The 7,342-nt window shown below is 58.6% G+C and carries 5 protein-coding genes and 1 tRNA gene; 2 read left to right on the forward strand and 4 right to left on the reverse strand.

The window, feature by feature from the left end; genetic code table 11:
* Positions 1 to 97: 97 nt before the first annotated feature.
* Positions 98 to 631, reverse strand: coding sequence for an HNH endonuclease (locus tag NW853_RS03360; RefSeq protein ID WP_414334103.1), 534 nt, complete (start codon positions 629 to 631; stop codon positions 98 to 100).
* Between the two features lie 103 nt (positions 632 to 734).
* Between NW853_RS03360 and NW853_RS03365 the strand changes: the two genes are divergently transcribed.
* Both NW853_RS03365 and NW853_RS03370 read left to right on the forward strand, forming a co-directional pair.
* Complete coding sequence (locus NW853_RS03365; protein ID WP_414334065.1) at positions 735 to 2,312, forward strand: apolipoprotein N-acyltransferase; 1,578 nt, start codon at positions 735 to 737, stop codon at positions 2,310 to 2,312.
* An 82-nt stretch (positions 2,313 to 2,394) separates the two neighbouring features.
* Positions 2,395 to 2,467: transfer RNA gene (locus NW853_RS03370), tRNA-Thr, on the forward strand.
* A 66-nt stretch (positions 2,468 to 2,533) separates the two neighbouring features.
* Here NW853_RS03370 and NW853_RS03375 read toward each other — a convergent pair.
* The 3 genes from NW853_RS03375 to NW853_RS03385 form a co-directional block, all read right to left on the reverse strand.
* Positions 2,534 to 4,831 (reverse strand): DUF1796 family putative cysteine peptidase, encoded by a 2,298-nt coding sequence (locus tag NW853_RS03375; RefSeq protein WP_414347759.1) that lies wholly within the window; start codon positions 4,829 to 4,831, stop codon positions 2,534 to 2,536.
* Positions 4,832 to 5,160: 329 nt separating this feature from the next.
* A complete protein-coding gene (locus NW853_RS03380; protein ID WP_414334062.1) occupies positions 5,161 to 6,495 on the reverse strand; it encodes a sensor histidine kinase in 1,335 nt (444 codons plus the stop codon).
* A 24-nt stretch (positions 6,496 to 6,519) separates the two neighbouring features.
* The gene (locus NW853_RS03385) at positions 6,520 to 7,125 is read right to left on the reverse strand and encodes a tRNA-(ms[2]io[6]A)-hydroxylase (RefSeq protein ID WP_414334102.1); all 606 of its coding nucleotides are present in this window, start codon (positions 7,123 to 7,125) and stop codon (positions 6,520 to 6,522) included.
* Positions 7,126 to 7,342 lie beyond the last annotated feature (217 nt).

Below are 7,342 nucleotides of genomic sequence, written 5' to 3' on the forward strand. Positions count from 1 at the left end.
AGGTCAATGCCCTGATCCACCAGTGGATCGAGACGGGGATCCCGGCCACCACCTCTCCCCCCATTTCCAAAGCTGCCCCCACGTCAGAACTCCATCCTTAGCCGTTGTCCAACGGTTCCTCTTGGGGATCCCCTTCCAGGCCGATGGCGTACTTGGACCATTCTCGGTGGGAACCACTGTCAACCGCTTTGGAGATTTCAAAGTAGAGGGTGCTGTGGGGACGGCGGGGTTGGCGCAGCAGGGGCATACCGGCTTCGCGGGGGGTGCGGTTGCCCTTTTTTACGTTGCAGCGCACACAGGCGCTGACCACGTTCTCCCAAGTATCTCCACCGCCGCGGGAGCGCGGGATCACGTGATCGAGGGTGAGGTCTTCGCCGTAGCAACCGCAGTACTGACAGCGGTGCCCATCCCGGTAGAGGACGTTGCGGCGCGTGAGCGGGATCTCCTTGTGGGGAACGTGGACATAGTGGCGCAGACGAATGACAGTGGGCAAAGGAATGTTGCCGTACACCACTCGACCGTTGTGCTCGATTTGCTCGGCCTTGCCCTTGAGCAGCAGAACAACCGCCCTGCGCCAACTGGTGATGTTGAGCGGCTCGTAGGAGGCATTCAAAACCAAAACCTTGCCCATAGTGCTACGCACCGCTGACGAGATCCCCAAGCCAAGCCGGAAGGCGCCAGACCCCTGAAGTTATGCAAAATGTTAACACAGCTTTAGATTTAGGCGCTTGTTGATGAAGCTGAAAGTGGGAGATTCAACCCAACAGCAGGATCTGCTCCAAAAAGGAAACCCAGGCAGGCGCTGGCTGATGGGGCTGGCCATTCTGCTACTTTGCCTGGGATCCCCCAACCGCTGGCTGCATTGGTTTCCGGGGGCGCTGCTGGGCCTAGCCCCGCTGTTTGACTTGTGCGAACAACAGCAAGGGTGGGCGCGGTGGCGTTTGGCCTATGGCCTTTGGTTTTGGGTTTGCCTGTATGCCTTCTGGGTGGATCCCTTCTCAGTCAAGGTGCTGAGCGCCTGGGAGATCTTGGGGGGCGTGGTGGTGGCCCCCCTGATCCCCCTTTTCTTTACCACTGCTACGCTCCTGAGTTTACATCTGAGTCATCCCCTGCCGCCTTGGGCGCGTCCGCTGGGCTTGGCCACGGTCTGGACAGGTTTGGATGGGCTGTTGGGCTTGCTCTGGTGGCCTATTCCCTTTCATTGGGGCTCCCTGTTGTTCGATTGGCCCCTTGCCATCCAGGTGGCCGATATCACAGGCATCTGGGGGGTTACCTTTTTTGCTGTGTTTGTCAATGGGGTGCTTTGGCAGATGGCCAGGCAGATGGCCCGAGGATCCCTGAGAACCTGCTTGGATGAGCTGCTCAGGAACAGGGATTTCTGGAGTACGCTCGCCTGGGGCCTGGGGTTGACGGGGCTGGTCTTGGCTTATGGAAGCGTGCGCCTGGCCTACTTCGATGCTTTGGCCAGGGATCCCGGCTTTCGGGTGGCGGCGGTGCAGCAGGTGGCTTGGTTGGAAGCCGATCGCAGTTGGGACTACCGCAGGGAGCGCTACCGGGAGCTGCATCAACTTTCTGCCCAGGGGGTGGCCGCCGGCGCACAATTGGTGATTTGGCCGGAGGGGGCGCTGCGGGCGCGGCTGCTGAATACCGCCCTGGAACCTTATGTGATCGAGCCGATGCAAGCGATTCTGCCGCCAGAAGGCGCTTTGATTACGGGGGCAACAGAGCCGGATCCCCGCACAGCCCATCTGCCGGAGGAGCAGCAGCGATTGTTGAACATGGCCCTGTTGTTCGACGCCCAGGGCAGCTTGCTGGATGGGTTTGGCAAGCAGTGGATCTTTCCCTATTTCGAGTCGGGGCGCTATGTGCCCTCGCCGGATGGCTATCGGCCTTTGGCCGGGGGCGAGCTTTTCGGGCCTTTGGGGGTGATGATCTGCTTGGAGAGCGTGCTGCCTGCGCCCAGCCGCGCTCTAACCCGTCATGGCGCCGAGTCTTTGATCGTGATTTCGGATGATAGCTGGTTTGGCAATAGCCACTGGCCGATGCTGCACGGCAAGCTCTCGGTTTTCCGGGCTGTGGAAAACCGGCGTAGCATGGTGTTTGTCAACAACACCGGCGGCAACCTGGTGGTGGATCCCTCAGGTCGGCTCCAGCAGGTCGGCCCCATCTTTCAGCGGGGGGTGATCACGGGAGAGGTAAGGCGGCGTTCTGAGACCACCTTCTACAGCCGCACGGGGGATTGGTTGGTGTGGCTGACGCTGGGGCTATCTCTGGGGTTGTGGCGCCGGGGATCCCGAGTAAGGCAAGGATGAGGTAAGATCAGTAAGCTTGCCCAGGATCAAGATCGGGATTGCTTGCTCCGGAGTGGCGGGTTCCCCCATCGAATCAACCGTTGCTGATGTAGCTCAGTCGGTAGAGCAGCTCACTCGTAATGAGCAGGTCATCGGTTCGAGTCCGATCATCAGCTTTCTGGATTGAGCACCTTGGAGCGCCTCAAACTTCTGCTCTATCCCCACCCGCCCATTGTCGGCGCCTACAGTTGTGGGGGGCACCAGAAAAGATTGCGGCTAGAGACCCCCAAGGAATGGAGAATATCCCTCATGATCCCTGTGCAGTACTTCCAATGCTCAGGATCTGCACACATGCGGTCGGGGTTAAACTCCAAGTTGTAATGGATAACATTGGGGATCCCTACAAACTCATCGGAAGACTGAAGGGAAATAACCAGCAACAAGAAAGGCTTGCCCCTGCGCTTAGCCGCCAGCTTATCTACCAAGTCAACAACAGCCTCTCGCCGGCAACCGCCTGTGCGCACGAACAAAACTTTATCGGCCTTTTCCAAGACATACAGAAAGCGCTTGGCGCGAGCTGTATAACGAGTCCGCATCCGCTCGTGGATTGGATTCATATTCTGCAGTGGATCTTCCCCTTCTTCCACCTCATGGCCGAAAGAAAGACCTGTCCACTTGCTGTGATAAATTCGCCTGTCTTCAGGGCTGTAGTGCAAATATTGCGGATCCCACATGCCCTGAAAATCGTGGTGGATCATATCGGCCACATCCGCTAGGTTGCTGGTGCGGGTCAAATCAAAAGGAAATGCAGGCCCGTCGTATTCCAGCTTGTAGAGCAGCATTCGCACTGCACAGCGATCCCCCAGGGGAACAACAGCAACGCGATGAATATCAGATAAGGCGCATGTGTATTCCAATAGCATGACCGAGTTGGGAGCGGCCTTGACCCGGCTTTCCAACCCCCCTTCTCCAATCATCAACGTGCGGAAAGGAGCATCGCGATAGAGGGGATCCTCATAAACCCCTGGTGGCAGAGCTCTGAGGGCAGCCCGCACTTCTTTCCACATGGGGTGGATGTTGTACTCGTGATTGCTCCGATTGATCACGCACAGGCGAGGCCTGGGATCAGAAGAGCCTTTTGAAGATCCACTGAGCTTGAGCAGGATCAGGGATCCATCCTCGAAGATCGTTTCTACTGCTTCTGCGGAAAAGAACTGAGCTATTGGGGAGAAGATGAGGTCGGCATCTGCAGGAATGGAGAGGGTGGTTTGAACCGAACTGTCCTCTTGTATGGAAAGTAAATGTAGGGTCTTGTCTCCTATCCTTGCATCGCTTCTGCCAATATACAGTCCCGGCTGCAGGCGTGATTTTTGGAAAGCAGTCTGCAAAGATTGCCAAGTTGGCGCAAGGGTATAAGGGTAGGGGGTTATATTCACGATGCGAAATTGATCTCTGCCTATTTCTGCAGCTACCCAAAAGCCATTGCCGTCTTCAAAAATGATTCGTTCTGCAGTGGATTGAGCCAGCTTTCCACGAGCCGACAGAACTTGGCCGTGCTCGAAGAGCGAGAGATCGATGGCCTCAAACATAACCCGATGCCCCTTGGAATTGGGGTGAGCGGGGTCAAAAGCCAGGTCTGGCTTCCAGCGGCCCTGGCCATCGTCTAGGATGGGCAGCCAATTGAACACAGGGCATCCCCAACCGAGCATCTTTTGCTGAGTTTCCTGCAGAAGCAGATGCTGTTCTGGACCATAGTCGCCGTGAGGATAGACCCCTGCCAAGATGGGCAAAGCGCCTATATTTTGAATCTTCTCAATCAGGCGTCGCAGGCCGTTTTCAAACCGCCTTTGGACGGCACGTCGATGCTCCGGCAGAGCCGTGGCCAAGCCCTCATTTCCCAACGACAAGGCCACAATTACCACGTCCGGTTGTTCGGGAACGACAACTTGATCAAACCGTGCCAGCGTTCGGCTGACCGTAGCCCCCAATTCCGAGAGATTACGCACCCGATGGCCGTAGCGCTCCCGCAAGGCTTTCTGCAACAGCCAGGCCCAACCTCGCAATAGCCAGGCGCTGCACCCCAGGGCAACGGAGCTACCCAAAACAACTATCTTCAGTCCCGGCAAATCTTCAGGCTCAGGCTCAAGAATAGGGGTGGCAAAATAGCCGTAAGGACAGGAAGGGATCCGGCCAAACTCGCCATCTTCCACGATCAAAACTGATGGCAAAGGCTGAGGCTCAAGCGGCACCCAGCGATTCCTATCGGCAGCTTCCCAAATAACTTCGCCATCGGCCTGAACGCGCAGATATCGGTACTCCACTCGAGGGGTCTCTTGAGGCCACTCCCCGGAGGATAGGGGGCCAGAAGTGCCATCTGCCGGGCCTAATGGCAACTCCACCCACCAGAGCGGATAACAAGCGGGATCCGTCTGCAGCCAAACACAGCGGCTCGGATCCCAGGCGCCCAACCGAGGGCTGGATCCCACCAGGGCAATTCGATCACCGGGCTGAGTGGTGGCGCGAACTTGGAAACGATACATTTTTTTGGAAGTTTTTGGAGGAGGGGGAGAGGAACTTCTCCGGACTTGCCGGTAAACAGACATACTCAAGCAGTCGGCTTACTACCCTGCCGGCAACTTGCAAGAGAAAGCAGAGGCTGGGATCCAGTTCCGCCTCATCTGTCTTAGTCCTGACTTTGCTTTTAAAGAGAAATTCTGAAATCCGGAAACAGAAAATGACGGAAAGTCAGAAAAAGAGCCTCGGCTCAAAAGTAAGGCTATTAAGCCAGGATGTTTGCAGTAAAGAGTAGACTGAACTTTAGTCTGAATTTAACATACTGTCCAAGGATTGTCTGTTTTCTAGAGCACCTTTAGACAGTTTCTGGAGTGCAAGTTTCCAATCGTCGCTGGGGCAAAATCACCTCAAAGGTGGATCCCTGCCCCACCTTGCTCTCAACCCGCACCTGTCCCCGGTGCTGCTCGGCGATGCTTTTGACAATGGCCAGCCCCAAACCTGAGCCCGACCGCCGATTGGGATCCCCGCTGCGGGCCGGATCCACCCGATAGAAACGGTCGAACAAGTGGGGCAGTGCCTGGGGTGGGATCCCCGGCCCGGTATCTTGCACCTGCAGCACCAGTTCTGGGGATCCGGAGCGCAGCCGCTGTTTTAGCCGCACCTGCACCTCGCCGCCGGGGGGGGTGTGGAGAAGGGCGTTTTCGATCAGGTTGGTGAACAGGCGGGCCAGTTGCTCTTCATCTCCCCAAAAGGCAAAGGGATCCCCTCCCGTCTCCTCTGGGGGGGCGGCCATATCCAGCTTTAGACGGATCCCTTTTTGGTTGGCCAAGCCCTGCAACTCTTCCACCACCTGCAGCAGCAGAGCATCCAGGGCACAGCAGCGGGGCTGGAAAGGCACCATGCCGCTGTCGTGGCGGGCCAGAAACAGCAGGTCGTCCACCAGCCGGCCCAGCCGCAGGCACAGCCGCTCCACCATCTGCCAGCGCTGGCGGGTGTCGGCATCCAATTGGGAGTCTGCCAAAGCCACCTGTACCGTGGTCTGGATGCTGGCCAAGGGGCTGCGCAGCTCGTGGGAGGCATCGGCGGTAAATTGCTTGAGCTGCTGGTAAGACTGGCGGATGGGCTGCATGGCCAAACCGGAGAGCAGCCAGCCGATTCCTCCTACACAGGCCAAACTGGCCGCTACCCAGAGGCTGAGATCCCGAATGAGCTGGCGTGTCGGCTTGCTCACCTCAAACCAGGGGTGGCTGACCCGCAAATACCCCAGCAGCTTCCCACTGGCCAGGATCGGCTCGGTGAACTGGCGCAGCCAATACCCAGGCGCGATGCGGGCGGTGTGCAGGGATCCCTCCGTCAGCAGGGGGGCAGGGATGCCGCCGGGCACGGTGGACCAGATGAGGGATCCCTGGGGATCAAACCACTCCAGGTCGATGTGGTCGTCTGCTAGGGTGCTGGGATCATCCCGAAAGCTGGCTTCCAAGCTGTGGCGGACCTGCTGCGGGTCCAAGAGGCTCTCGTCCACCACCAGGGAGCGCTCGACAATTTCCACCACATGGCCCAGCGTGTCGTCCACCCGCTCAATCAGGGTTGACTGCACATACCAGTAGAAGCTGCCGGCAAACAGCAACAAAAACACCCCCGTTACCACCGTGTACCAGAGGGCCAGCCACCGCCGCGTTGCCTGGAACATGGGGTTGCACGGGAAGGGGAGAGGTTAGCTGTGGACACGAGGCTCGGGGTGAAGGGTGGAGAGGATCTCGGCTTCCACCTGCAGCAAAGCGTCCAGCCGCTCCTGCACCGGCTCGGCGGGGAACTGTTCTAGCGCCAGATCCAAATACAACTGCCAGTGCCGCTCTTCAGCCGCCGCCAGCCAGAGGTAAAACTGCCGCAGCTCCGGGTCGGGGACGTGGATCCCCAGCAGGCCTAGGCGTTCGTGGCTGCGGGCCTCGATGATGGCGGCCACTAGCAGTGCATCCAAGAGATGCTCCGGCTCGGAGCGGCGTAGGTGCTGGTTGAGGCGGCTGGCATAGGGAGCAGCCGAGAGGGGCCTGATCGGGATCCCCAGCCGTTGCAGGTGCCGGTGAACCCGCTCAAAGTGCTGCAGCTCCTCCCGCGCCAGTGGTGAAAGGGCTTCCACCAGCCGCCCGTTGGCGGGGTAGCGAAACAGCAAACTGAGGGCATTGCCCGCTGCTTTCTTCTCGCAGTTGGCGTGATCTAGCAAAATCAGGTCGAGGTGGCGAATGGCCTGCTCGATCCAGGCCGCGGAAGTTGGCGAGGCCAGTTGTAGCGTCGGCACAGGGTCAGAAGAGGTTGCAGGGATCAACAGCTTCCAAGTTGACCCATCCCGCCCGCTGCGGGAGCAGGGAACGGAACTGGGTCAATCGGATCTTAGCCTTGCCAGCGTACCCCTTTCTGCTAACTCCTAGATCCCGTCTGATGCTCTGGCAGCAGTTGTCCTTATCCCCGGCCCCTCTCCCTGAGGGAGTCAGCCCAAGCGCTCCGCGCCGCTCACGCGACCACCCCCAGCCCCTCTCCCA

Source organism: Synechococcus sp. H55.11 (assembly GCF_047462475.1).
Taxonomy (GTDB): Bacteria; Cyanobacteriota; Cyanobacteriia; order Thermostichales; family Thermostichaceae; genus Thermostichus.

Excerpts from the sequence above, each read along its gene's own strand:
- NW853_RS03380 (WP_414334062.1), bottom strand. The coding sequence starts at position 6,495 with ATGTTCCAGGCAACGCGGCGGTGGCTGGCCCTCTGGTACACGGTGGTA.
- NW853_RS03365 (WP_414334065.1), top strand. The coding sequence starts at position 735 with ATGAAGCTGAAAGTGGGAGATTCAACCCAACAGCAGGATCTGCTCCAA.
- NW853_RS03375 (WP_414347759.1), bottom strand. The coding sequence starts at position 4,831 with ATGTATCGTTTCCAAGTTCGCGCCACCACTCAGCCCGGTGATCGAATT.
- NW853_RS03360 (WP_414334103.1), bottom strand. The coding sequence starts at position 631 with ATGGGCAAGGTTTTGGTTTTGAATGCCTCCTACGAGCCGCTCAACATC.